This window comes from Streptomyces sp. Ncost-T10-10d (genome assembly GCF_900091955.1).
GTDB lineage: Bacteria > Actinomycetota > Actinomycetes > Streptomycetales > Streptomycetaceae > Streptomyces.
Genome location: NZ_FMDF01000227.1, coordinates 203,375 through 228,039, shown reverse-complemented (window position 1 = coordinate 228,039; position 24,665 = coordinate 203,375). Strand labels below are relative to the sequence as shown.

The following is a 24,665-nucleotide window of genomic DNA, read 5'->3' as shown; positions in this document are numbered from 1 at the left end:
CGTGCGCCACACGCATGCCCGCCCCGGAGCCACGCCCCGCATCCCGTGTGACTCAGCTCACGGGAACGCCGACGCCCGGCAGCGCAGTGCAAGTCATGAACAGTTCTTCCGTATCCCGCCGGAGCGCGCTCCGGACACTCGCTCTCGCCGTCGCCCTGGTCGGCAGCACGACGCCCGCGTGGAACACCGCCGCCTTTGCCGCGGAGCCGGCGACGTACACCCTCACGATCAATCACCTCGACCGCACCGGCCACAAGACGGCGGACTACACCACCCACGTCACCGGAGTCTCCGGGCCGGGTGCCGACGAGGCCGTCCAGCCGTACGACGCCTCCGGTACGACCACCGTGCGTCTGCCCAAGGGCCGGTACCTCCTGGACAGTGCCCTGACCACCGGCACGGCGGCGGACGGCACGGACTGGGTCGTCCAGCCGCGCCTCGACCTCGACCACGACACCACCATCACCGTCGACGCGCGGACCACCGCCCCTGTCGACGTCACTCCGCCCGACCGCTCCGCAGGTTTCCAGCACAGCGTGATGTTCGTCCAGGTCAAGCACGACGGCGCGGTCCGGACCGCCAACCTCGTCAACGGCACATCGAACCTGCGCGTCGCGCACCTGGGCCCCGACAGCGAACCCGGATCGGTGGAGCAGTGGTTCGACTCCTACTGGAGCACCGAGACCGCCGGCTACGCGCTCGGCCACACCTTCACCGGCAGCCGCGCCCTGACCGGGCTCGTCCGGCACCCTGCCGCCAAGGACCTGGCCACCGTGCAGATCCGCGGCGCGGCGCGACCGGGCACCGAGGGGCGGGCGACCGTCGACCTGCAGCCCACTGCCGGACCGACCCTCGGCGTCACCCAGGCCCTGCCGACCCCCGCGACCGCCACCTACTTCGTGACGCCTGAACGTGGCACCTGGGACATCACCTACTGGGCGCCCACCGCGCCCGGCGCGGCATCGAACCGTTACAGCGCCAACGGCATCGCCGTGCGTGCCGGAAGCACGACCACCCACACCTTCGACAACGCCGTCTTCGGCCCCGACCTCACCGACCGCCCCGGCGTCGTGCGCGACGGCGACCGGCTCGCCGTCGATGTCCCCCTGCTCGCCGACGGCGACGGCCACGTGCCGTCGTCACCGTCGTACGACACGGCGTCGACCACTCTGCACCGCAACGGCGTGCGCGTCGGGACGAAGACCGGCACGCCCGGAAAGGCAGGGTTCACCGTGGAGCCGGGGCGCGCGGCGTACCGGCTCACCAGCACGGTGAAGCGCGGCGGCGCGCCCGGCGTCGCCACGCGGGTGACCACGTCGTGGACCTTCACCTCGGACACGACGAGGGGTCCGGTCCCGATGCCGGTGAGCGCCGTGCGGTTCTCGCCCGAACTCAGCCCGACCGGCACCGCGCCGGCGAACGAGACGCTCCGCGTCCCGGTCACCCTGCTGGGCGCCGCCGCGAACGGACGCGCACGTTCGGTGGCGGTCTCCGTATCTGTGGACGGTGGCACTTCGTGGACCCGGGTCCCGGTCGAGCGGGGCGCCGTCGAGATCCACAACCCGCGCGCGGGCACCGGCGTCTCTTTGCGCGCCGCGCTGACCGACACCGATGGGAACACCCTCACCCAGACCGTCATCGACGCCTACCGCACTCGGTGATCCCGTGAAGCCTGCCCCCATGACCCCGTGGTCCGGGCAGGCGAACGGCGAACGTGCGCGCCGGTGTACACAGGGGCGCCCCGAGCCGTGACGCACGCTTCGGGCGCCCCGAGCCGTGACGCACGCTTCGGGCGCCCCTCCCTCCGCCCTGGCTTCTGCGGCAACAGCCGTGACACGGTGGTGTTCACCAAGAGTGCCTGATCCATCACACACGGGAATGAAGGGGCTTCGCCATGAACCGCATCGCCGCGCTCGCCGTCACCTCGATCGCCTTGACCCTGGGGCTCGGCGCCGGACCCGTCGCAGCCACAGCAGCCGAGAACGTCGCCGTCGAAACCACCACCGCCGAGAACGCCGCCGTCGAGAGCGCCACCGTCCAGAACGCCGCCGTCGAGAACGCCAGGGCTTCCTACAGCTGCAGCCCCGGCTACTTCTGCATCTACAGCGACTGGAACGGAGGTGGCACCCGCTGCCAGTGGTCGGACAAGAAGCGGGCGAATACCGCCGACGACTGCTCCTTCATCCAGCGGGGCCAGAACGTGCGCTCCGTGTGGAACGCGACCGGGCACCGCGTTCAGTACTACACGCAGACCAACTACAACGCCCGGGTGGGATCCACCCCTGCCGGAAGCGGCGGCAACCTCCAGGGGAGCTACCAGATCCGCTCCTTCAAGCCGCAGTAGGGAACGGAGGCAGCACAGAGCCCTTCCCGGCCGATGGCCGGGAAGGGCTCTTGCGCGTCCGCTGCCGGACGCTCCGCGCGGGCGTGCTCAGCATCACCCTGGACAGCTTCGGTGACTGCCGGGTAACTTTTGACCAGGACTGAGCAAGCGCTTAGCCAGTCCGGCCGAATCCCGCCCGAAGCTGACCAAGGAGGCACCCCCGTGCGCCGTACGGTATTCAACGAGGACCACGAGGCGTTCCGGGAGACCATCCGCGCCTTCATCGAGGCCGAGGTCGCCCCCGTCTACGACGAGTGGTTCGCGGCCGGCCAGGTGCCCCGCGACTTCTACTACAAGCTCGCGGAGCTGGGCATATTCGGCATCGAGGTGCCGGAGGAGTTCGGCGGCGCCGGGGTCGAGTCCTTCAAGTTCGAGGCGATCATTTCCGAGGAGTGCGCCCGCGCGGCCGTCAACTTCGGTGGCTCCGGTGTGCACGTCCTGCTCTGCCTGCCGTACATCAAGGCGTACGCCACCGAGGAGCAGAAGAAGCGCTGGCTGCCGGACTTCGTCACCGGCAAGACGATGTACGCCATCGCCATGACCGAGCCGGGCACGGGTTCCGACCTGGCCGGCATGAAGACCACCGCCAAGCTCTCCGAGGACGGCACGCACTACATCCTCAACGGCGCCAAGACGTTCATCACCGGTGGCGTCCACGCCGACCGGGTCATCGTCTGCGCCCGGACCGCCGCCCCGAAGGAGGACGACCGCCGCTTCGGTATCTCCCTCCTCGTCGTCGACACCAAGGCCGAGGGCTACTCGGTCGGCCGCAAGCTCGACAAGCTGGGCCTGCGCACCTCCGACACCGCAGAGCTGGCGTTCGTCGACGTCAAGGTGCCGGTCGAGGACCTCCTCGGCGAGGAGAACAAGGGCTTCTCCTACCTCGGCCAGAACCTGCCGCAGGAGCGCCTCGGCATCGCCGTCGGCGCGTACGCCCAGGCCAAGGCCGCCGTCCGGTTCGCCCAGAGTTACGTCTCGGAGCGCACCGTCTTCGGCAAGACCGTCGCGTCCTTCCAGAACACCAAGTTCGAGCTGGCCGCCTGCCAGGCCGAGGTGGATGCCGCCGAGGCCGTCTGCGACCGCGCCATCGAGGCCCACGACGCCGGTGAGCTGACCGCCGCCGAGGCCGCCTCCGCGAAGCTCTTCTGCACCGAGGTCGCGCACCGCGTCATCGACCGCTGCCTCCAGCTGCACGGCGGCTACGGCTACATGAACGAGTACCCGATCGCCCGCCTGTACGCGGACAACCGGGTCAACCGCATCTACGGCGGCACCAGCGAGGTCATGAAGTCGATCATCGCCAAGTCCATGGGCCTGTAAGAGCGGTTACGTTCTCTCCATGAGCTCAGCACTTGACTCCCTGCTCGATCTGCTCGACCTGGAGCAGATCGAGCGGGACATCTTCCGGGGTACGAGCCGTTCGGCGGTCGTGCCCCGCGTCTTCGGCGGCCAGGTCGCGGCCCAGGCCCTGGTCGCCGCAGGCCGTACCGTCCCGGCCGACCGCACCGCCCACTCCCTGCACTCGTACTTCCTGCGGATGGGCGACCCGGGCGCGCCGATCGTCTACAGCGTCGACCGCATCCGTGACGGCCGTTCCTTCACCACCCGTCGGGTCGTCGCCGTCCAGCACGGCCAGCCGATCTTCCATCTCTCGGCGTCCTTCCAGACGCACGAGGAGGGCCTTGAGCACCAGGCGGACATGCCGCCCGCCCCGGACCCGGAGACGCTGCCCACGGCTGCGCAGATGCTGCCCCGGTACGTGGACCGCTTCAGCGATCCGGGTGTCGTGGACCGGCTGATCGAGGCGCGGGCCGCCGTCGACCTGCGCTACGTGGACGCGCCGCCCTTCGGCACGGTCGGCGAGCCGCGCGAGCCCCGCTCCCAGGTGTGGTTCCGCACCAACGGCAAGCTCGCGGACGACCCGCTGCTGCATGTCTGCATGGCGACGTACGTCTCCGACATGACGTTGCTCGACTCGGTGCTCCTCGCCCACGGGCGCGGCGGCTGGGCGGTCGGCGACGTGGTCGGCGCGAGCCTGGATCACGCGATGTGGTTCCACCGTCCCTTCCGGGCCGACGAATGGCTGCTGTACGACCAGGAGTCGCCGTCCGCGTCCGGTGGGCGCGGGCTCGGTCAGGCCCGTATCTACACGCAGGACGGCCGGCTGGCGATCAGCGTCATCCAGGAGGGCGTGGTCCGCGTCCCCCGGGACTGACGCGCCCCCCGGGACTGAACAGGCCACGGTCCGCCAAGATCCGACGCCCGGGCTGGGCCGGCAGCGTCAGGCAGCCGGTCCGTGCCCGCCCGGCGGATGAGCATCGGGGCCGGATCGATCGGCGTCAGATCGATCGGCGTCGGACGAGTCGGCCTCAGATCAGTCCCGCCGCGTCCAGCAGATAGTCCGTCAGCGGGTCGTAGAAACGCGGGTCCAGCACATGGTCGTCCAGCGGTACGGCCACCTGGAGCGTCCCCTCCGCCTCGCCGAGGAACAGCGCCGGGTCGTTGCAGTCCGCATACCCCACCGCGTCCAGCCCCCGCTGCGCCGCGCACCCCGCCCACCCGTGGTCGGCGACCACCAGGTCCGGCAGCAGCCGGCCCTCCCGCTCCAGACCGTCCAGGATCGCGGCCATCGGAGCGGGCGAGTGCGTGTGCCAGAGCGTCGCGCCGCGCTCCTGCACCGCGACGTCCGCGAACTGGAACACCATGCCCTCGTCGGCCACCAGCCCCGAGGGAATCCGTACGATCTCGCATCCGGCCGCCCGCAGCGCCTGAGCGGTCTGCCGATGCACATCGAGAAGCCCGCCGGGGTGCCCGGTCGCGAACAGCACCCGCTCCGCCCCCGCCGCCGCCTTCCGCAGCCGCGCCGCCATCCGCTCCAGGGCGTCGACCGTCAGCTCCGGGTCGATGGTGTCCTGCCCGAACCGGTGCTCCGGATCGTCGCTGACCCCGCAGCGCTCGGCCATCACGGCCAGCACGTCCTGCTCGTCGCGCCACCGGTCCCCGAGCTCCAGGCCCAGCCAGTAGTGGCGGTCGCCGTTGGCGAGCTTGCGGTAGTGGGAGAGGTTGTTGTCGCGGGGTGTGGCGACGTCTCCGGCGATGCGCGTACGGACGAGATGTTCGACGAGGGCGGCACGGCTGGGTATCGGCATGAACCCATTGTGCCGTCAGGTGTGCACAGTGTGCCGGGTGTCCTGCACACGGACGGGCCGGCCGCTGGGCGAAACGCACGGACCGGCCCGCCGGCGCCTCAGGGAAGCCGGGTCGAGTACGTGATCTTCTTGAGATGGTAGTACTGGGCGACGCACTGCCCCGGCCACAGTTTCTTGCCGTGATTGCCGAACGGTTCACCCATTCCGCTGACCGATACCGGTGTGTACGGGAGCACTTGGGCACCGCGCGCCGCCTGGGTCCTCAGTGAGCGGTCCTGGCGGTCCCAGCGCTGGGCGCGCACGTCCATCTGCTGCCCCAACTGGAGCAGCGGGACGGCGAGGCCGACACAGGCCAGGGCGCATACGACACCGGCGGCCGCCGCCGTCGCCGCACGGATCCCCCACCTGCGGCCGCGCAACGCCCGTCCCAGCAGGGCGCCGACACTGACCAGGAGCATCACGAACAGCAGGAGGAAGTCGCCCCAGATACGCGGCGCGTACATCACGCTCGCCCCGAAGGCGGGGTAGGCGATGACGGTGCAGAGGTATCCGGAGACCAGGAAGGCGAGAAATCCGACGAGGACCGCGCGGAGGGGCCTGCGCCGCAGGGACCCGTCCGGCCCGCCCGTTCCCTGCTCGCCACCGCGTACCAGCAGGCCCAGCAGTACGCCGACGGCGACCGCCCCCAGGTACTGCCAGGTCGTGAAGATCACCCCCAGGATGTGCTCGAACGCCCGCAGTGCCGTGGTCAGTGCCTCCGGGCCGAACGTGGAGGCGCTGTCGGCGCCGAACCGTTCACGCCGGGAGCGTGCGCCGGGCGACATGTACAGGATGGCCGATCCCACCGCGACCCCGGCGAAGGCGAACGCGCACCAGATGCGTGCATGGGTCCGGCCGGCCCCGGGAAGGGCCCAGCAGCTGATCAGCAGCGCGGCAGCGAGCACGACGAACGCGACGACCGCCGTCTCCTCCGACAGCGTGCCGATGAAGGCTCCGGCCACGATTGCGATGCCCACCGCGAAGTCGCGTCCCCGGCGGGTCCGTGCGCGCAGCAGGGGAATCACGGCGGCGCAGGCCAGTACCGGTGCGACTGTGTGCGACACGGAGGAGGCGGGCCAGTAGAACGTCTTGTACGTGTTGGACGTCGCGAGAAAGAAGACCGCCGCCATCATCGCCGCCACCAGCAGCGCGAGCCCGCGCGGCCCGGTCAGTCCGGCCCTCTTGAGCGCCGAGGCGGTCAGCAGCCAGAGGATGCCCAGCATGACTACCCCGCTGACGAGGGCGAACCACCGCTGACCCGCGACGCCGAAGGACGCATACGCGACGACCAACAGCGCGTTGGCCACGCGTCCGTTGTCGTGGAAGAAGAACTTCGCGATCATTCCGGAAGCGCCCTCGTCGCGTACGACCGGGAGGAAGCACCAGTCGTCCCCTCCCGGGCGGACCAGGCGGCCGATCCAGAAGGCCGCGCCGAGCAGGGCGAGCGGCAGCAGAGTGAGGGCCGCCGTCCAGATCGCCGCCCACCGCCGTGCGGGGCCCGGGCGGGCCTCCGGCTGGGGGGACTCCTCGCTCTCCGACTGTGTGCCGGCGGTTTTCGACGTGTCCGCGGTCATGTGCACTGGTGCCCTTCGTACGTTGCTCGCGTCTTGCGCGCCGAGTGGTTCAGGCGGTGTGGGGTCAAGGTGTGGTGTGTCCTGCACCGCTCTCGGCCAGGCCGGCGCGTTGCCGGGCCAGCGCGGCGCCTGAGTCGATGGCCCAGCGGGCGAGCAGGAACGAGAAGGGAGTGGCGAGGATTCCCGCGGCCACGGCGGCGATGTTCTTTTCCATGCCCAGCCTGCTCACGCCGAGGTAGAGCAGAGCACCGGTGAGCACGAGATTGACGACACTCGACAGCGGATACCGGACGAAGGCGCGCCAGGTCGGCTTCGTACGGCAGGTGATGTACGAGTTGAGCAGGAACGATCCCATGATGCTGACCGCATATCCGAGGACATGCGCGACCAGATAGGGAATCCAGGTGTTCAGCGAGGCGTACACCGCCAGATACACCGCCGTATTGACGATTCCGAGCATCGCGAAAATGACGAACTGACGTACGGTGCGCGCTCTGGCGGCACCGAGTGCGGTCGCCCCGGCGTGCCCCGCCAACGGTGTCTCGACCACGGGCGAAGCGGTATGGGCCTCGTCCGGCTCATCGGCTGGAATATCGACCGGGAGAACATTCGGGGATTCATTCGTTTCGCGCACCACGTAATGCGGACGGCGTTTCGACTCGCTGTAGATGCGTCCCACGTATTCACCGATGATGCCGAGCGTGGCGAGTTGGATGCCGCCGAGCGCCACGACGGCGGTCAGCAGTGTGGTGTAGCCGGGTACGGCGACACCGTGCAGAACGACGTCGGTGATGATCCACAGGGCGTATCCCAGCGCCGCCAGCGCGAGGGCGAGGCCGACGTGGATCGCCAGGCGCAGTGGACGGCTGTTGAAGGAGATCAGTCCGTCGATCCCGTAGTTGAGCAGACGCCTGCTGCCCCACTTCGAACTCCCGGCCGCACGCTGGATGTTCCGGTAGGTGAAGCTGACGGTGTCGAAGCCGACCCAGGAGAAGATCCCCTTGGAGAACCGGTTGGTCTCGGGCAGCGCGAGTACGGCGTCCACGGCGGTGCGTGACAGCAGCCTGAAGTCGCCCTCGCCGTCGACGACCTCGACGTCCATGCACCGGCCCATGGCCCGGTAGTAGGCGGCGCTGAGAAAGGTACGCAGGGCACCTTCACCCGTCCGGTCCCGCCTCGCGACTACCTGGTCGTACCCGCGCTGCCGCAACTGCAGCATGCGGGGGAGAAGTTCGGGCGGATGCTGGAGGTCGGCGTCCATGAGCACGACAGCTTCGCCACGGGACATGCGCAGCCCCGCGAGCATGGCGGCCTCCTTGCCGAAATTGCGACTGAAGGAGGTGTAGCGGACCCGTCGGTCCGCGGTGGCGAGCGAGCCGATCCGGGCCCTGGTCCGGTCACTGCTGCCGTCGTCGACATAACAGATCTCGAAGGTCCGCCGAGTCGGTTCGAGGGCGGAGATCAATGCACGGTGAAATGCCTCGATCACCTCGTCCTCATTGAAGCAGGGGACAACGATCGAGACCTGACATTTTTTCATTTAATTTCCCCATCAGGCGTGGGCGAGACAGCTCAAACCATATGCCTGTGGGTCACCGCGACACTCCGATCGAAGGAGCTCACTCGAAAAAGGGATGGGAATTTGAGGGACCGCTTCTTCCCTCTCGTATCAATTCATATATTCAAAGGCCCGGCGGACATCGCACCGTCTCACCGACGGGCCCATGACCAGGCCCTACGCGCGGGCTGCCGCCTCGAACGCCCCGCGCGCCAGCCGGTGCAGCAGAGCCGCCGTGTCCGCGCGGTCCGGCTGCGCGTCCGGGCGGCCCAGGTGCGGGGTCGAGTTCAGGAGTCCGAAGACGGCATGAACGGCGGCGCGGGCCTCGTGCTCGGGCAGGTCCGGATACAGCTCGCGGACCACCTGCACCCACACCTCCACGTACTGCCGCTGGAGCTGTCGCACCCGCTTGCGGTCGGCGTCCCGGAGCCGGTCCAGCTCGCGGTCATGGAGGGTGATCAGAGGGCGGTCGTCGAGGGCGAAGTCGATATGGCCCTCGATCAGTGCGTCGAGCAGGGCGTGCGGGGAGCCGTCCTCGCAGGCCGCGTCCTCCGACACGCGCAGTTGCCCGCCAGCCAGCAGGCGCTCACTGATACCGACCAGCAGCTCGGCGAGCATCGCGTCCTTGCCGGGGAAGTGCCGGTAGAGGCCGGGGCCGCTGATACCGACGGCGGCACCTATCTCGTCGACGCCGACACCGTGGAAGCCGCGCTCGGCAAAGAGGCGGGCAGCCTCCTTGAGGATCTGCTCGCGGCGGGTGGGTGCGTCCGTCCTGGTGGTCATGGATTCGATTCTAGACAGCCTGGTTAGCGAACGTTAACTTCGGCGCCAGGTGTCAACGCTCATCGGCCGGGCCGAGGGGTGACCGACCGTCTCGCCGCGCGGACGACGCGCACGCGCCGCGGACCGTGCGGAACATCGTGTACACCCCGCCGCGGCCATCCGATCGACATCGTCGCCGGCATCGGCGTCCCCTGCGGCGGACAAGCAGCCCCCAGGGACGCGGAGTGTTCAGCCGGCACCCATCTCACTCCACGCTCACAACGCCCTGTGCGATGCCCCCGTTCAGCGGCCTCCCGCCGCCTTCGGGGGCCACGCCCACAGCGTCACCGTACGCAGCAGCCACTCCACGGGCCCGAGCCGGTGACGCCGCATCAGCCACCGGCTGAGCGCGAGCTGGCAGGCGTAGAGCAGGAGCGCCCCGCCGACCGCCGCCGCCGCGCCCGTGCGGCCGTACAGCCCCAGGCCGTACCCGGAGAAGACGAGGGCCATGACGAGGGACTGGGTCAGGTAGTTGGTCAGCGCCATCCGCCCGGCGGGCGCAAGGACCCGGGCCGTCGCGGCGCCGCCCGGTGTGGCGAACCACAGCAGCAGCCCCGTGGCGTACGCGGCCGAGAGCGCCGGGGCCGCGGCCAGACCGACTGCCAGGCCGAACAGTTCCCAGCGCGCCGGCAGCGGCCCCGCCATCCCGGCCGCGGAGAAGACCGCCCCGGGGACTCCGATGGCGAGACCTGTCAGAAGGATGCGGCGCAGCCGCGCCCGGTCGGCGAGCGCGGCTGCGCCGAGCCACTGCCGCCGGCCGGCCACGAACCCCACGAGGAAGGCGGCGACGACATAGCCGCCCATCAGCGGAAGGGCTGCCACGATGTCGGGCAGAGCCCTGATGTTGGCGCCCACGACCTCGGTGAAGCCACCCCTGTAGGCGGCGGTCAGCTCGGCCTTCACCGCGGCGGATTCGCCCAGGTCACCGGGATCGAACAGCGCGGCGCCCAGACCGACGAGCAGCAGGAACCCTCCGGCGACGCCGTACACCCACAGCGCCGCCCGCCAGGCCTTCGCGGGCCCGGCGTTCCGGGCGGCCAGCAGGACCAGTCCGCACAGGGCGTACATCATGAGGATGTCGCCGGTGTAGAGCAGCACCGCGTGCGCGAGCCCGAGCACGGACAGTCCGGCCAGCCGCCGTGACATCCGGGGTACGAAGCGTGCCCCGGCGCGGGCGGCCGAGTCCATCTGAAGGGTGAAGCTGTAGCCGAAGAGGAAGGAGAAGAGCAGGTAGAACTTCGACTGCGCGAGGAGAACGACCAGCCATTCCACGGCCCCGTCCGCCGCGTGCACATGCGTGAGCCCGCCCCTGACACCCGGAGGCCCGGCCGTCGTCAGGACGTTCACGACCAGGATCCCGGCGAGCGCGAACCCGCGCAGGGCGTCCACTTCGAGGATGCGCGGCCTCTCCGTCACTCCCCTGGCCGTTCCCGCGCCCATCCCTCGCACGGACTCTGACTGCGACTGCTGCGTCATCTGCTGGTTTCCCCCACCCGATAGGCCGTCGGCCGTTGCGCGCCCCCGGCCGTGACGACCGGAGCCCCCACACACGCCGGGCAACTCGCTCGGTCACGGCTCTCGTCGGACCGCGACCGGTGCCGCTCCGGGTCGGGGAGCGGCGCGGGTCATTATTCCGGGCCCACCGCGCGCCCTGTCCTGTGCGGGACGTAGGTGACCGATACCTGCCGCAACCACTGCGGGCACCGGCAGAGCGGCCTGGACAAGGCTGTTAGCGCTCGTTAACCTGGAGTCGGACGTTAACGCTCATTAACTACTGCGGTACGGGCAAGGGGGCTCGACACGATGCAGCAGGCACCGGTGCTGGCGAGCGCGGCCGATCCCGCCTCCGAGGCCTGGCAGGCCAACGAGGCGGCGCATCACGCGCTCGCCGACGAGCTGCGCAAGCGGCTCGCCACGGCCAGGCTCGGCGGGGGTGAGAAGGCCCGCGCCCGGCATGTGGCGCGCGGCAAGTTGCTGCCCCGGGACCGGGTGGACACGTTGCTGGACCCCGGGTCGCCCTTCCTGGAGCTGGCGCCGTTGGCGGCCGAGGGGCTGTACGGGGGCGCCGCCCCGGCGGCCGGGGTGATCGCCGGGATCGGCCGGGTCAGCGGCCGGGAGTGCGTGATCGTCGCCAATGACGCGACCGTCAAGGGCGGCACGTACTACCCGATGACCGTGAAGAAGCACCTCCGTGCCCAGGAAGTGGCGCTGGAGAACCGGCTCCCCTGCCTGTATCTCGTCGATTCGGGCGGGGCGTTCCTGCCGATGCAGGACGAGGTCTTCCCGGACCGGGAGCACTTCGGGCGGATCTTCTTCAACCAGGCCCGGATGTCGGGGGCCGGAATTCCGCAGATCGCGGCGGTGCTGGGCTCGTGCACGGCGGGCGGGGCGTACGTCCCCGCGATGAGCGACGAGGCCGTGATCGTCCGTAATCAGGGCACGATCTTCCTGGGCGGTCCGCCACTGGTGAAGGCCGCCACCGGCGAGGTCGTGACGGCCGAGGAGCTGGGCGGCGGCGAGGTGCACTCCCGTACGTCGGGGGTGACCGACCATCTCGCCGAGGACGACGCGCACGCGCTGCGGATCGTGCGGAACATCGTCGCCACGCTGCCGGATCGCGGCGCGCTTCCGTGGTCGGTGCAGCCGGTCGAGGAGCCGAAGGTCGATCCCGCCGGGCTGTACGGGACCGTCCCGGTCGATTCCCGGACGCCGTACGACGTACGGGAGGTGATCGCCCGGGTGGTGGACGCCTCCCGGTTCGCCGAGTTCAAGGCGGAGTACGGGACGACGCTGATCACCGGATTCGCCCGTATCCACGGCCACCCGGTCGGGATCGTCGCCAACAACGGCATCCTGTTCTCCGAGTCCGCCCAGAAGGGCGCCCACTTCATCGAGCTGTGCGACCAGCGCGGTATCCCGCTGGTCTTCCTGCAGAACATCTCGGGCTTCATGGTGGGGCGGGACTACGAGGCCGGCGGCATCGCCAAGCACGGCGCGAAGATGGTCACGGCCGTCGCCTGCACCCGTGTGCCGAAGCTGACCGTCGTGGTCGGCGGGTCGTACGGGGCGGGCAACTATTCGATGTGCGGGCGGGCCTACTCGCCGCGCTTCCTGTGGATGTGGCCCAACGCGAAGATCTCCGTCATGGGCGGCGAGCAGGCCGCGTCCGTCCTCGCGACGGTCAAGCGCGACCAGCTGGGCGACGACTGGAGCGCGGCGGACGAGGAGGCCTTCAAGGCCCCGATCCGCGAGCAGTACGAGACCCAGGGCAACGCGTACTACGCCACGGCCCGGCTGTGGGACGACGGTGTGATCGACCCGATGGAGACCCGGCAGGTGCTGGGGCTCGCCCTGACCGCGTGTGCCAACGCTCCACTTCCCCAAAGGGACCACACAGCGCCCGGCTTCGGCGTCTTCCGGATGTGAGGAACAGATGACGATGTTCGACACCGTTCTTGTCGCCAACCGCGGCGAGATCGCGGTCCGGGTCATCCGGACCCTGCGCGAACTGGGTGTGCGGTCCGTCGCCGTCTTCAGCGACGCGGACGCGGAGGCCCGGCATGTACGGGAGGCCGACACCGCGGTACGGATCGGGCCCGCGCCCGCCTCGATGAGCTATCTGAGCGTGCCCGCGCTGCTGGACGCGGCCCGCCGCACCGGCGCGCAGGCCGTCCACCCGGGGTACGGGTTCCTCGCCGAGAACGCGGGCTTCGCGCGGGCGTGCGCGGAGGCGGGGCTGGCCTTCATCGGTCCGCCCGCCCAGGCCATCTCGCTGATGGGCGACAAGATCCGGGCCAAGGAGACGGTCGCGGCGGCCGGGGTTCCGGTGGTGCCGGGCTCGTCCGGGAGCGGGCTCACCGATGCCCAGCTGGACACCGCGGCCCGCGAGATCGGTACGCCCGTCCTGCTGAAGCCCTCGGCGGGCGGCGGTGGCAAGGGCATGCGGCTGGTACGCGACGAGGCGCTGCTCGCGGACGAGATCGCGGCCGCCCGGCGCGAGGCACGGGCCTCGTTCGGCGACGACACGCTGCTCGTGGAACGGTGGATCGACCGGCCACGGCACATCGAGATCCAGGTGCTGGCGGACGCCCACGGCAACGTGGTCCACCTCGGTGAGCGCGAGTGCTCGCTCCAGCGCCGCCACCAGAAGATCATCGAGGAGGCGCCGTCCGTCCTGCTCGACGAGGAGACCCGGGCGGCGATGGGCGAGGCGGCCGTCCAGGCGGCCCGCAGTTGCGGATATGTGGGCGCGGGCACGGTGGAGTTCATCGTCCCGGGCAACGACCCCGCCTCGTACTACTTCATGGAGATGAACACCCGCCTCCAGGTCGAACACCCGGTCACCGAGCTGATCACCGGCCTGGACCTGGTGGAGTGGCAGCTGAGGGTCGCGGCGGGCGAGCAACTCCCTTACGAGCAGCAGGACATAAAGCTCACCGGGCATGCGATCGAGGCCCGGATCTGTGCGGAGGACCCGTTCCGCGGCTTCCTGCCGTCCGGTGGCACGGTGCTCGCGCTGCACGAGCCGCAGGGCAACGGCGTACGGACGGACTCCGGGCTCGGCACGGGTGGCGAGGTCGGCAGCCTGTACGACCCGATGCTGTCGAAGGTCATCGCGTACGGCCCCGACCGCGCCGCCGCCCTGCGCCGGCTGCGTGCGGCGCTCGCGGACACGGTGATCCTCGGCGTCTCGACGAACGCCGGCTTCCTGCGCCGGCTGCTCGCCCACCCGGCGGTGGTGGCGGGCGATCTGGACACGGGTCTGGTGGAACGCGAGGTGGCCGGGCTGGTGCCGGAGGGGGTACCGGAGGAGGTGTACGCGGCGGCGGCGCTGCTGCGGCAGCCCTCCACGGTGAGCGCCTCCGCCGTGGACGGCACCGGCTGGGTGGACCCGTTCTCCGTGGCGAGCGGCTGGCGGCTGGGCGGCACCCCGGCCCGGACGGTGCGCCACTTCCGGCTGCCGGGCCACGACCCGGTGCAGGTGTCACTGCGCTCCTGCCCGGCGGGCACCGAGCTGACGTTCGGCCATGTCGGGGAGGGCGCGCTGCCGCCGGAGCCCGCGACGGGCGCCTGCGGGCCGCTGGCCCCGATGCCCGGCGGCAAGGAGACGGCCAGGCTGATCGAGCTGTCCGCGCATCACCTCACGCTCGAACTCGCCGGTGTCACGCACACGTTCACCCATGCCGCGTCCCCGGAGGGGACCTGGTTGGGCCGCGACGGCGACACCTGGCACGTACAGGATCACGATCCCGTTCAGGCGTCGTTGGCCGGCGCCTCCCGTTCCGGGGCGGACACGCTCGCCGCGCCCATGCCCGGGACCGTCACCGTCGTGAAGGTGGCGGTCGGGGACGAGGTCGTGGCCGGTCAGAGCCTGCTCGTCGTCGAGGCGATGAAGATGGAACACGTCATCTCCGCCCCGCACGCCGGGACCGTGACCGAGCTGGATGTCGCCGCCGGCGCCACGGTCGCCATGGACCAGATCCTGGCCGTGGTGACGCCCGCCGAAGCTCCCGGGGAGGACGCATGACACCCCGCACCCTGCCCATGACCGTGCCCGCCCAGGACCTGCCCCCACGGGTACGCATCCACGAGGTCGGCGCCCGCGACGGGCTGCAGAACGAGAAGGCCGTCGTACCGACCGAGGTGAAGGCGGAGTTCATCCACCGCCTGGCCGCGTCGGGCCTGACCAGTATCGAGGCGACCAGCTTCGTGCACCCGAAGTGGGTGCCCCAACTGGCCGACGCGGAGGCCCTGTTCCCCCGCCTCGATGACATCGAGGGCGTCGCCCTGCCCGTACTCGTACCGAACGAACGCGGCCTGGACCGGGCCCTGGCGCTCGGCGCCCGCCGCATCGCCGTGTTCGGCTCGGCGACCGAGACGTTCGCCGCCCGCAATCTCAACCGCACCGTCGACGAGTCGCTCGCCATGTTCGAGCCGGTCGTCGCCCGGGCCAAGGCCGACAAGGTGCATGTCCGCGGCTATCTGTCGATGTGCTTCGGCGACCCGTGGGAGGGGCCCGTCCCCGTCCACCAGGTCGTCCGCGTGGCCAAGGCACTGATGGACCTCGGCTGCGACGAACTCTCCCTCGGCGACACCATCGGCGTCGCCACGCCCGGCCATGTGCAGGACCTGCTCTCCGAGCTGAACGAGGAGGGCGTGCACACCGACACCATCGGCGTGCACTTCCACGACACGTACGGCCAGGCCCTCTCCAACACCCTCGCCGCGCTCCAGCACGGTGTGACCACCGTGGACGCCTCCGCGGGCGGCCTCGGCGGCTGTCCGTACGCGAAGAGCGCGACCGGAAATCTCGCCACCGAAGACCTCGTGTGGATGCTCGACGGCCTCGGCATCGAAACCGGGGTCGACCTCGACGCGCTCACCGCCACCAGCGTGTGGCTCGCCGAACAACTGGGCCGACCCAGCCCGTCCCGTACCGTCCGCGCGCTCTCGGTTCGATAAACACAGTCCCACAAGGAGTGACACCCACCATGTCCCTGGACCACCGGCTGACCGCCGAGCACGAGGAACTGCGTCGCACCGTCGAGGAGTTCGCACACGATGTGATCGCCCCGAAGATCGGGGACTTCTACGAGCGCCATGAGTTCCCGTACGAGATCGTGCGCGAGATGGGACGGATGGGGCTGTTCGGGCTGCCGTTCCCGGAGGAGTACGGCGGGATGGGCGGCGACTACCTCGCGCTGGGGATCGCCCTGGAGGAACTGGCCCGGGTCGACTCGTCCGTGGCGATCACGCTGGAGGCCGGGGTCTCGCTCGGTGCGATGCCGGTCTACCACTTCGGTACGGAGGAGCAGAAGCGGCAGTGGCTGCCCAAGCTCTGCTCGGGCGAGGCGCTCGGCGCGTTCGGTCTGACCGAGCCGGACGCCGGCTCGGACGCGGGCGGCACCCGCACGACGGCGGTACGCGACGAGGCCACGGGCGAGTGGGTGATCAACGGCTCCAAGTGCTTCATCACCAACTCCGGTACGGACATCACGGCGCTGGTCACGGTCACGGCGGTGACCGGCCACAAGGAGAACGGCGCCCCGCTCATCTCCTCGATCATCGTGCCGTCCGGCACCCCCGGCTTCACGGTCGCCGCCCCGTACTCCAAGGTCGGCTGGAACGCCTCGGACACCCGCGAACTGTCCTTCGCCGACGTCCGCGTGCCCCTGGCGAACCTGCTGGGCGAGGAGGGCCGCGGCTACGCCCAGTTCCTGCGCATCCTGGACGAGGGCCGTATCGCCATCGCCGCCCTGTCCACGGGCCTGGCGCAGGGATGCGTGGACGAGTCGGTGAAGTACGCCAAGGAGCGTCAGGCCTTCGGCAGGCCGATCGGCGCCAACCAGGCCATCCAGTTCAAGATCGCGGACATGGAGATGCGGGCCCACATGGCCCGCATCGGCTGGCGCGACGCGGCGTCGCGCCTGGTGGCGGGCGAACCCTTCAAGAAGGAGGCCGCGATCGCCAAGCTGTACTCGTCGACGGTCGCGGTGGACAACGCCCGCGAGGCGACCCAGATCCACGGCGGCTACGGCTTCATGAACGAGTACCCGGTGGCCAGGATGTGGCGCGACTCCAAGATTCTGGAGATCGGCGAGGGCACGAGCGAGGTGCAGCGGATGCTGATCGCGAGGGAGTTGGGGCTGCCGGCCTGACTCGGCGATGACGTACGGGGCGGCCTGCGTTCGGGGTGGCCCCGGCTCTGGAGGGGCGGGCCGAGGGTTCCAGGAGGCTGGAGTTCCGGGCCCGCCCCAACCGTATGCCCTCTCCCTCCAGTCCGTCGATCACCCCGACGGGCCCTTGAACCGCTGCCAGAGGGGCGCAATCCGTTCGACAGGGCACGGACCAGCGCGGCAGAGTCCGTACATGAATCCGCAGCACTGGCCCCTGTACGGGCTCCGCCTCCGCACGCCGCGCCTGGAACTCCGGCTCCCGGACCTGGAGTTGCTGGACGATCTCGCATCGGTCGCTGCGGACGGGGTGCACCTGCGGGCCGACATGCCGTTCACGGTTCCGTGGACCGACGCGTCGCCCGCCGAGCGCGGCAGGGCCGTGTTCCAGCATGTGCTGGCCACCGTCGCCAACTGGTCCGTACGGGACTGGGCGCTGAGCCTCGCCGTGCTGCACGAGGGCAAGGTGGTCGGGCGACAGGATGTGATGGCGAAGGACTTCGCCGTGACCGGCGAGGTCGGCACCGGCTCGTGGCTGGGTCTGGCTCACCAGGGGCAGGGCATCGGCACCGAGATGCGGGCCGCCGCCCTGCATCTCGCCTTCGCCGGACTCGGGGCCCGGACCGCGGTCTCGGCCGCCATGACCGACAACCCGCGCTCGCTGGGTGTCTCGCGCCGGCTCGGATATCTGCCGGACGGACTGGAGGTCGCCGCGGTACGGGGTGCGCCCGTCACTCTGCAGCGGCTGCGGCTGGACCGTGCCCGCTGGGAGGCGTACCGGGCCGTCGAGGTGACGGTCGAGGGGCTCGACGACTGCCGGAAGGAATTCGGGGCATGACGCTGACGGTGCATACGTTCATCTACGACGAGGACTGCCAGTCGCATCTCCTCGACGACCCCGAGGACGGCAGCAACATGGCCGGGACCGAGGTCTGCCGGACCACGCTGTGGGGGTCGAAGACCGCACGGGCACTCGGCGCCCGGTTCTTCCCCGAGCTGGCCACCGGCAATCTGCACGTGGAGCCGGAGGACATCGACGACTTCCTCGAAGAGTGCGAGCTGCTGCACCGAAACGCCGCAGCGCTGGCCGGAGACGGGGGCGACCGGCGGGACTACGTGGCGGCCCGGCTGGCCAACATCACCGCCGCGGCCCTGCGGGCCCGGGCCGTGGGCGGCGGGGTCCTCGTCTGGTGAGCGGCCTCGGGGCACCCTCGAATGTTCAATGAGGTTAGGCTAACCTTCCTTCGAACATACCGGCGGCCGGTTCCCGGCTTCGCCTCCGGTTCCTGGGAGGAGCCCCCGTATGACGACGTCCGTCGCACCCCCCATCACCCCCTTCCGGCTCTTCGGCCTGACCGTCCTGCGGACCCGGCGACTCGGACCCTCCATGCTCCGGGTCACCTTCGGCGGCCCGGGACTCGACGGCTTCGCCGCCGGAGGGCGCGACCAGAGCCTGTCACTGTTCCTGCCGCACCCAGGACAGCCGGAACCAGTCGTTCCGGTCGATGATGAGGGCAATTGGTTCGCCGCCTGGCGCGCCCTTCCGGACAACGTACGGGCCGTCATGCGCTCGTACACCGTGCGCACCCAGCGCCGCACTCACGACGGGGCGACCGAGATCGACATCGACTTCGCGCTGCACGAGGACGGCGGGCCCGCGTGCCGCTGGGCCGCCGCCGCCTCCCCCGGCGATCCGCTCAAAGCACTGGGCCCGGCCATCGAGGACAACACCGCCGTACGCTTCCGCCCTCCGCAGGACACCGACTGGGTACTGATCTGGGCCGACGAGACCGCGCTGCCCGCCGCATCCGCCGCCCTGGAGTGGCTGCCGTCCGGCATGAAGGCCCGGGTCTGGCTGGAGGTCCAGCACACCGAGGACCGCCAGGCCCTCAACACCGCGGCCAGGGCCCGGATCACCTGGCTCGTGCGGGACGAAGGCGCACCCGTCGGCCTGGAGGCCGTCCGGGCGGCCGAGTTGCCCGAGGGGACGCCGTACGTCTGGATCGCGGGCGAGTCGTCACAGGTGCGGGCGCTGCGCCGCCATCTCGTACAGGAGCGCCGGCTCGACCGCAGGCGCGTGACGTTCGTCGGGTACTGGCGTCGCGGGATGAGCGAGGAGCAGCTGCGCGAGGCGGCGGCCACCGCGGACGCGTAGCCGGAAGGCGGCAGGGCACGGACCGTGCGCCGCACACCCCGAACTCCCCGCCCGCAGGCCGGAAGCGGCCACCCCGTACGCGTAAACCGGACAACCTCTGCGTCCCCCCGGAGGCGAGGAACAACTTGATGTGAAGTTAGGTTAGGCTAACCTAACTTCAACATCGAGTCCTCGCCCCCTCCTTCTGCCCTGAGGGCCGATGAAGTTTCCCCGCGTCCGGGAGGACCCCTTCATGCGTTCGCACCTGCTCAACGACACGACCGCGGAGCACTACCGGCGCTCCGTGACCGCAGGAGTCGAACGGGTCGCAGCCAAACTCGCCGCCACAGACCGGCCGTTCACCGGAGTCTCCGTCGACGAGCTCACTCCCGTCGTTGACGCGATCGATCTGGACCGGCCGCTGGGCGATGCGTCCGCCGCCCTCGACGAGCTCGACAGCGTCTATCTCCGTGACGCCGTCTACTTCCACCACCCCCGCTACCTGGGCCACCTCAACTGCCCGGTCGTCATCCCCGCCGTCCTCGGCGAAGCCGTGCTCTCGGCCGTCAACTCCTCCCTGGACACCTGGGACCAGAGCGCCGGCGGCACCCTGATCGAGCGCCGCCTGATCGACTGGACCGCGGCCCGGATCGGCCTCGGACCGGCCGCGGACGGCATCTTCACCAGCGGCGGTACGCAGTCCAATCTGCAGGCCCTGCTGCTCGCCCGGGAAGAGGCCAAGACGCCGCCGCACCACTTCACCCGGCTGCGCGTCTTCACCTCCGAATGCAGCCACTTCAGTGTCCAGAAGTCGGCGAAACTCCTCGGTCTGGGACCGGACTCGGTCATCGCCGTCCCCGTCGACCACAACAAGCGCATGCAGACCGTGGCGCTGGCCCGCGCCCTGGAGCAGTGCGTCGCCGAAGGCGCCGTACCGATGGCCGTCGTCGCCACCGCGGGCACCACCGACTTCGGCTCCATCGACCCGCTGCCCGAAATCGCCGCGCTCTGCCGGCAGTTCTCCACCTGGCTGCATGTCGACGCCGCGTACGGCTGCGGCCTGCTGGCCTCCCGTCGGCGCCGCCACCTCCTCGACGGCATCGAGCACGCCGACTCGGTCACCGTGGACTACCACAAGTCCTTCTTCCAGCCGGTGAGTTCCTCGGCCGTACTGGTCCGGGACCGGGCGACACTGCGCCACGCCACGTACCACGCCGAGTACCTCAACCCGCAGCGCATGGCCGTCGAACGCATCCCCAACCAGGTGGACAAGTCGCTCCAGACCACCCGCAGATTCGACGCCCTGAAACTGTGGATGACGCTGCGTGTCATGGGCGCCGACGGCATCGGCGAGCTCTTCGACGAGGTCTGCGACCTGGCCGCCGAGGGCTGGCGGCTGCTCGCCGCCGACCCGCGATTCGATGTCGTCGTCGAGCCCCAGCTGTCCACGCTGGTGTTCCGCCACATCCCGTCCGGCGTCACCGCGCCCACCGAGATCGACCGGGCCAATCTCCATGCCCGCAAGGCGCTCTTCGCCTCCGGTGAGGCCGTCGTCGCCGGTACGAAGGTCGGCGGCCGCCAGTACCTGAAGTTCACCCTGCTCAACCCCGAAACAACCGCGCAGGACATCGCCGCGGTACTCGACCTGATCTCCGGCCACGCCGAGCAGTACCTGGGAGACTCCCTTGACCGCGCTTCCTGAACCCCACGACTTCATCGGTATCGGGCTCGGCCCGTTCAATCTCGGGCTCGCCTGTCTGACCGAGCCGATCGACGAGCTGAACGGGGTGTTCCTGGAGTCCAAGCCGGACTTCGAATGGCACTCCGGGATGTTCCTCGAAGGGGCCCATCTCCAGACGCCGTTCATGTCGGACCTGGTCACGATGGCCGATCCGACCTCTGCGTACTCCTTCCTGAACTATCTGAAGGACCGCGGGCGGCTGTACTCCTTCTACATCCGGGAGAACTTCTACCCGCTGCGGACCGAGTACAACGACTACTGCCGCTGGGCCGCCGCCAGACTGAGCAGCATCCGCTTCGACGAGACCGTCGAGTCGGTCACGTACGACGGGGGCACCGCGCTCTACACCGTCCGCACGGCCACCGGCGGCGTCTTCCGGGCCCGACGGCTCGTGCTCGGCACCGGCACTCCCCCGTACATCCCGGATGCCTGCCAGGGCCTGGGCGGCGACTATCTGCACAACTCCCGTTACCTGGAAGGGAAGGCGGCTCTCCAGGCGAAGGAGTCCATCACCCTCGTCGGCAGTGGGCAGAGCGCGGCCGAGATCTATTACGACCTGCTCTCCGAGATCGATGTGCACGGCTATCGGCTGAACTGGGTGACGCGCTCGCCGCGTTTCTTCCCGCTGGAGTACACCAAGCTGACGCTGGAGATGACCTCCCCGGAGTACATCGACTACTTCCACGCGCTGCCCGAGGAGACCCGCTACCGGCTGGAATCCGGACAGAAGGGCCTCTTCAAGGGCATCGACGGAGAGCTGATCGACGCGATCTTCGATCTGCTCTACCAGAAGAACCTGCCCGGCCCCGTCCCGACCCGGCTTCTCGCCAACTCCTCGCTGGACAACGTGAGCTACGAGGAGAGCAGCGGTACGTACACGCTGGGGCTGCACCAGGAGGAGCAGGACAAGGACTACACCCTCACCACCGAGGGCCTGATCCTCGCCACCGGCTACCGCTACCGCGCACCGGCGTTCCTGGAGGGCATCCACGACCGACTGCGCCGGGACGGCCGCGGCCGCTTCGATGTGGCCCGCAACTACTCCATCGACACCACCGGGCACGGCGTCTTCCTGCAGAACGCGGGCACGCACACCCACTCGATCACCTCACCCGACCTGGGCATGGGTGCCTACCGCAACGCGTACATCATCGGCGAACTGCTCGGCCGCGAGTACTACCCGATCGAGAAGTCCATCGCCTTCCAGGAGTTCGCCGTATGACCCACGACCTCAGCACCTTCACCACCCGCCCGCTGGACCCCCTCGCCGACGCCGGACTGGTGCACGGCTGGGTCACCCACCCCAAGGCCTCCTTCTGGCTGATGGGCGACGCGGAACTCCAGGACGTCGAGCGGGAGTACATGGCGATCGCCGCCCACCCGCACCACGACGCGTTCATCGGGCTGTACGACGGGGAGCCCGCCTTCCTGATGGAGCGGTACGACCCCACCGAGGTCGAGCTCAAGGGGCTGTACGACGCCGAGCCCGGCGACATCGGGATGCACTTCCTGGTCGCCCCGACCGACACGCCGCTGCACGGCTTCACGCTCGGTGTGATCACCACCGTGATGCGGACGCTGTTCGCCGACCCGTCCGTACGCCGGGTCGTCGTCGAACCCGATGTACGCAACAGCGCGGTGCACGCCCTCAACAAGGCCGTCGGCTTCGAAGTGCTGGGCGAGATGGCCAAGCCGGAGAAGAACGCCCTGCTCAGCGCCTGCACACGGGAACAGTTCGCCGCAGCGACCGGGGGTGGCGCCTGATGTCCCCCGTCATCGACAGCGTCGCCCATCTCACCCCTGAGCGCTGGGCCACCGCCAACCGGCTGCTGATCCGCAAGGCGCTCGCCGAGTTCAGCCACGAGCGGCTGCTGGCTCCCGCACCGCTCGGCGACGACCGCTACTCGGTGCGCAGCGACGACGCGGCGACCGAGTACCGCTTCACCGCGCGGATCTACGCCCTCGATCACTGGCAGGTCGAGGCCGACTCGATCACCCGTCATCGGCACGGTTCGGAACTGCCTCTGGAGGCGAGCGAGTTCTTCGTCGAGCTGCGCTCCACGCTCGGCCTCTCCGCGGAGGTCCTTCCGGTCTACCTGGAGGAGATCTCCTCCACCCTGGCCGGCACCGCGTACAAGCTGACCAAGCCGCCCGTCACCTCCGCCGAGCTGGTCCGTGCCGGGTTCCAGGCGATCGAGACCGGCATGACCGAGGGCCACCCCTGCTTCGTCGCCAACAACGGGCGGCTCGGCTTCGGGGTGGACGAGTACCGGGCGTACGCCCCCGAGGCGGCAGCCGGGATCCGTCTGGTCTGGCTCGCCGCCCGCCGCGACCGCGCCACCTTCACCGCGGGCACCGGTCTCGACTACGGGACGCTGATCGCGGGCGAGCTGGGCGAGGAGACCCTGACCCGGTTCGCGGCCACGATGACCGGCCTCGGGCTCGACCTCGACGACTACCTGCTGATCCCCGTCCACCCCTGGCAGTGGTGGAACAAGCTGGCCGTCACCTTCGCCGGGGAACTCGCGCAGCACCATCTGGTCTGCCTGGGCGAAGGCGACGACGTATACCTGGCACAGCAGTCCATCCGTACCTTCTTCAACACCAGCAACCCGGACCGCCATTACGTCAAAACGGCGCTGTCCGTCCTCAACATGGGCTTCATGCGCGGGCTGTCCGCCGCGTACATGGAGGCCACCCCCGCGATCAACGACTGGCTGGCCGAGCTGATCGAGCGCGACGAGCTGCTGCGCGAGGCCCGTTTCTCGATCATCCGGGAGCGGGCGGCCATCGGCTACCACCACCGGACGTACGAGGCGGCCACCGCCAAGAGCTCCCCGTACCTGAAAATGCTCGCCGCGCTGTGGCGGGAGAGCCCCGTCCCCGGCCTGGCCCCCGGTGAGCGGGTCGCGACCATGGCCTCGCTGCTCCACACCGACCACGAGGGCGGCTCCGTCGCCGGTGCGCTGATCGCCGAGTCGGGGCTGGCTCCCGCGGTGTGGCTGCGCCACTACCTGGACGCGTACCTGGTGCCGGTGCTGCACAGCTTCTACGCGTACGACCTGGTGTTCATGCCGCACGGCGAGAACGTCATCCTGGTCGTCGAGGACGGGGTCGTACGCCGCACCGTCTTCAAGGACATCGCCGAGGAGATCGCGGTCATGGACCCGGACGCGGTGCTGCCGCCGAAGGTCGAGCGGATCCGCGCCGAGGTTCCCGAGGACATGAAACTGCTCTCGGTCCTCACCGATGTCTTCGACTGCTTCCTGCGCTTCCTCGGTGCGGGGCTGGCGAACGAGGGTGTGCTCGACGAGGAGACGTTCTGGCGGACGGTCGCCCAATGCGTCACCGGGTACCAGGAGTCGGTGCCCCGGCTCGCCGAGAAGTTCAAGCAGTACGACATGTTCGCGCAGGAGTTCGCACTGTCCTGCCTGAACCGGCTGCAGCTGCGGAACAACAAGCAGATGGTCGATCTGACCGATCCGTCGGGGGCACTGCAGCTGATCGGCACGCTCAAGAACCCGATCGCCGGACAGGCATGAAACCGGGCCCGCCCGGCGACTGAGGACATCTGCCGAGCCCGTCCGGCGAC

At 69.9% G+C, this 24,665-nt stretch carries 20 protein-coding genes; 15 read left to right on the top strand and 5 right to left on the bottom strand.

Annotation, left to right across the window (positions count from 1 at the left end):
* Positions 1-95: 95 nt before the first annotated feature.
* The 4 genes from GA0115254_RS41485 to tesB all read left to right on the top strand — a co-directional run bounded on the left by GA0115254_RS41485 (position 96) and on the right by tesB (position 4,598).
* Positions 96-1,661, top strand: a complete 1,566-nt coding sequence (locus GA0115254_RS41485; protein WP_093900408.1) for a molybdopterin-binding protein — start codon at positions 96-98, stop codon at positions 1,659-1,661.
* Between the two features lie 233 nt (positions 1,662-1,894).
* Complete coding sequence (locus GA0115254_RS41480; RefSeq protein ID WP_093900407.1) at positions 1,895-2,344, top strand: peptidase inhibitor family I36 protein; 450 nt, start codon at positions 1,895-1,897, stop codon at positions 2,342-2,344.
* A 201-nt stretch (positions 2,345-2,545) separates the two neighbouring features.
* Positions 2,546-3,703 (top strand): acyl-CoA dehydrogenase family protein, encoded by a 1,158-nt coding sequence (locus tag GA0115254_RS41475; RefSeq protein WP_093900406.1) that lies wholly within the window; start codon positions 2,546-2,548, stop codon positions 3,701-3,703.
* Between the two features lie 19 nt (positions 3,704-3,722).
* Positions 3,723-4,598 (top strand): acyl-CoA thioesterase II, encoded by an 876-nt coding sequence (gene tesB, locus GA0115254_RS41470; protein ID WP_093900405.1) that lies wholly within the window; start codon positions 3,723-3,725, stop codon positions 4,596-4,598.
* A 154-nt stretch (positions 4,599-4,752) separates the two neighbouring features.
* Here tesB and GA0115254_RS41465 read toward each other — a convergent pair whose 3' ends face one another.
* The 5 genes from GA0115254_RS41465 to GA0115254_RS41445 all read right to left on the bottom strand — a co-directional run bounded on the left by GA0115254_RS41465 (position 4,753) and on the right by GA0115254_RS41445 (position 10,941).
* Positions 4,753-5,532, bottom strand: coding sequence for a phosphatase (locus tag GA0115254_RS41465; protein WP_093900404.1), 780 nt, complete (start codon positions 5,530-5,532; stop codon positions 4,753-4,755).
* Between the two features lie 98 nt (positions 5,533-5,630).
* A complete protein-coding gene (locus tag GA0115254_RS41460; RefSeq protein ID WP_093900403.1) occupies positions 5,631-7,145 on the bottom strand; it encodes a DUF6056 family protein in 1,515 nt (504 codons plus the stop codon).
* 64 nt (positions 7,146-7,209) lie between these two features.
* The gene (locus GA0115254_RS41455) at positions 7,210-8,685 is read right to left on the bottom strand and encodes a glycosyltransferase (RefSeq protein WP_093900402.1); all 1,476 of its coding nucleotides are present in this window, start codon (positions 8,683-8,685) and stop codon (positions 7,210-7,212) included.
* A gap of 195 nt (positions 8,686-8,880) precedes the next feature.
* Positions 8,881-9,486 (bottom strand): SACE_7040 family transcriptional regulator, encoded by a 606-nt coding sequence (locus GA0115254_RS41450; protein ID WP_093900401.1) that lies wholly within the window; start codon positions 9,484-9,486, stop codon positions 8,881-8,883.
* 282 nt (positions 9,487-9,768) lie between these two features.
* Positions 9,769-10,941 carry a DUF418 domain-containing protein gene (locus tag GA0115254_RS41445; protein WP_256103081.1) on the bottom strand — a complete coding sequence of 391 codons (1,173 nt, stop codon included), beginning with the start codon at positions 10,939-10,941 and terminating at the stop codon, positions 9,769-9,771.
* 387 nt (positions 10,942-11,328) lie between these two features.
* On the opposite strand from GA0115254_RS41445, the gene GA0115254_RS41440 reads away from it, so the two are divergent.
* From GA0115254_RS41440 to GA0115254_RS41390, 11 genes are all read left to right on the top strand, one after another.
* On the top strand, positions 11,329-12,951 hold the full coding sequence (locus GA0115254_RS41440) for a carboxyl transferase domain-containing protein (RefSeq protein ID WP_093900399.1): 1,623 nt from the start codon (positions 11,329-11,331) through the stop codon (positions 12,949-12,951).
* Positions 12,952-12,964: 13 nt separating this feature from the next.
* Entirely contained in the window at positions 12,965-15,052 is a 2,088-nt protein-coding gene (locus GA0115254_RS41435) for an acetyl/propionyl/methylcrotonyl-CoA carboxylase subunit alpha (RefSeq protein WP_093900447.1), read from the top strand.
* Positions 15,049-15,987, top strand: coding sequence for a hydroxymethylglutaryl-CoA lyase (locus tag GA0115254_RS41430; protein ID WP_093900398.1), 939 nt, complete (start codon positions 15,049-15,051; stop codon positions 15,985-15,987). The genes GA0115254_RS41435 and GA0115254_RS41430 overlap by 4 nt, the downstream gene beginning before the upstream one ends.
* A gap of 29 nt (positions 15,988-16,016) precedes the next feature.
* Positions 16,017-17,183, top strand: coding sequence for an acyl-CoA dehydrogenase family protein (locus GA0115254_RS41425; protein WP_093900397.1), 1,167 nt, complete (start codon positions 16,017-16,019; stop codon positions 17,181-17,183).
* 211 nt (positions 17,184-17,394) lie between these two features.
* Positions 17,395-18,036: a GNAT family N-acetyltransferase gene (locus GA0115254_RS41420; RefSeq protein ID WP_176740508.1), complete on the top strand. Its 642-nt coding sequence runs from the start codon at positions 17,395-17,397 to the stop codon at positions 18,034-18,036.
* A complete protein-coding gene (locus GA0115254_RS41415) occupies positions 18,033-18,392 on the top strand; it encodes a hypothetical protein (RefSeq protein ID WP_093900396.1) in 360 nt (119 codons plus the stop codon). The genes GA0115254_RS41420 and GA0115254_RS41415 overlap by 4 nt, the downstream gene beginning before the upstream one ends.
* Before the next feature lie 109 nt (positions 18,393-18,501).
* Positions 18,502-19,353, top strand: coding sequence for a siderophore-interacting protein (locus tag GA0115254_RS41410; RefSeq protein WP_093900395.1), 852 nt, complete (start codon positions 18,502-18,504; stop codon positions 19,351-19,353).
* A gap of 232 nt (positions 19,354-19,585) precedes the next feature.
* Positions 19,586-21,034 carry a pyridoxal phosphate-dependent decarboxylase family protein gene (locus GA0115254_RS41405; protein WP_093900445.1) on the top strand — a complete coding sequence of 483 codons (1,449 nt, stop codon included), beginning with the start codon at positions 19,586-19,588 and terminating at the stop codon, positions 21,032-21,034.
* The gene (locus GA0115254_RS41400) at positions 21,018-22,295 is read left to right on the top strand and encodes a lysine N(6)-hydroxylase/L-ornithine N(5)-oxygenase family protein (protein ID WP_093900394.1); all 1,278 of its coding nucleotides are present in this window, start codon (positions 21,018-21,020) and stop codon (positions 22,293-22,295) included. Before GA0115254_RS41405 ends, GA0115254_RS41400 begins: the two co-directional genes overlap by 17 nt.
* Positions 22,292-22,837 carry a GNAT family N-acetyltransferase gene (locus tag GA0115254_RS41395; protein ID WP_093900444.1) on the top strand — a complete coding sequence of 182 codons (546 nt, stop codon included), beginning with the start codon at positions 22,292-22,294 and terminating at the stop codon, positions 22,835-22,837. The genes GA0115254_RS41400 and GA0115254_RS41395 overlap by 4 nt, the downstream gene beginning before the upstream one ends.
* A complete protein-coding gene (locus GA0115254_RS41390; RefSeq protein WP_141721000.1) occupies positions 22,837-24,615 on the top strand; it encodes an IucA/IucC family protein in 1,779 nt (592 codons plus the stop codon). Before GA0115254_RS41395 ends, GA0115254_RS41390 begins: the two co-directional genes overlap by 1 nt.
* The last annotated feature ends 50 nt before the right edge of the window (positions 24,616-24,665 follow it).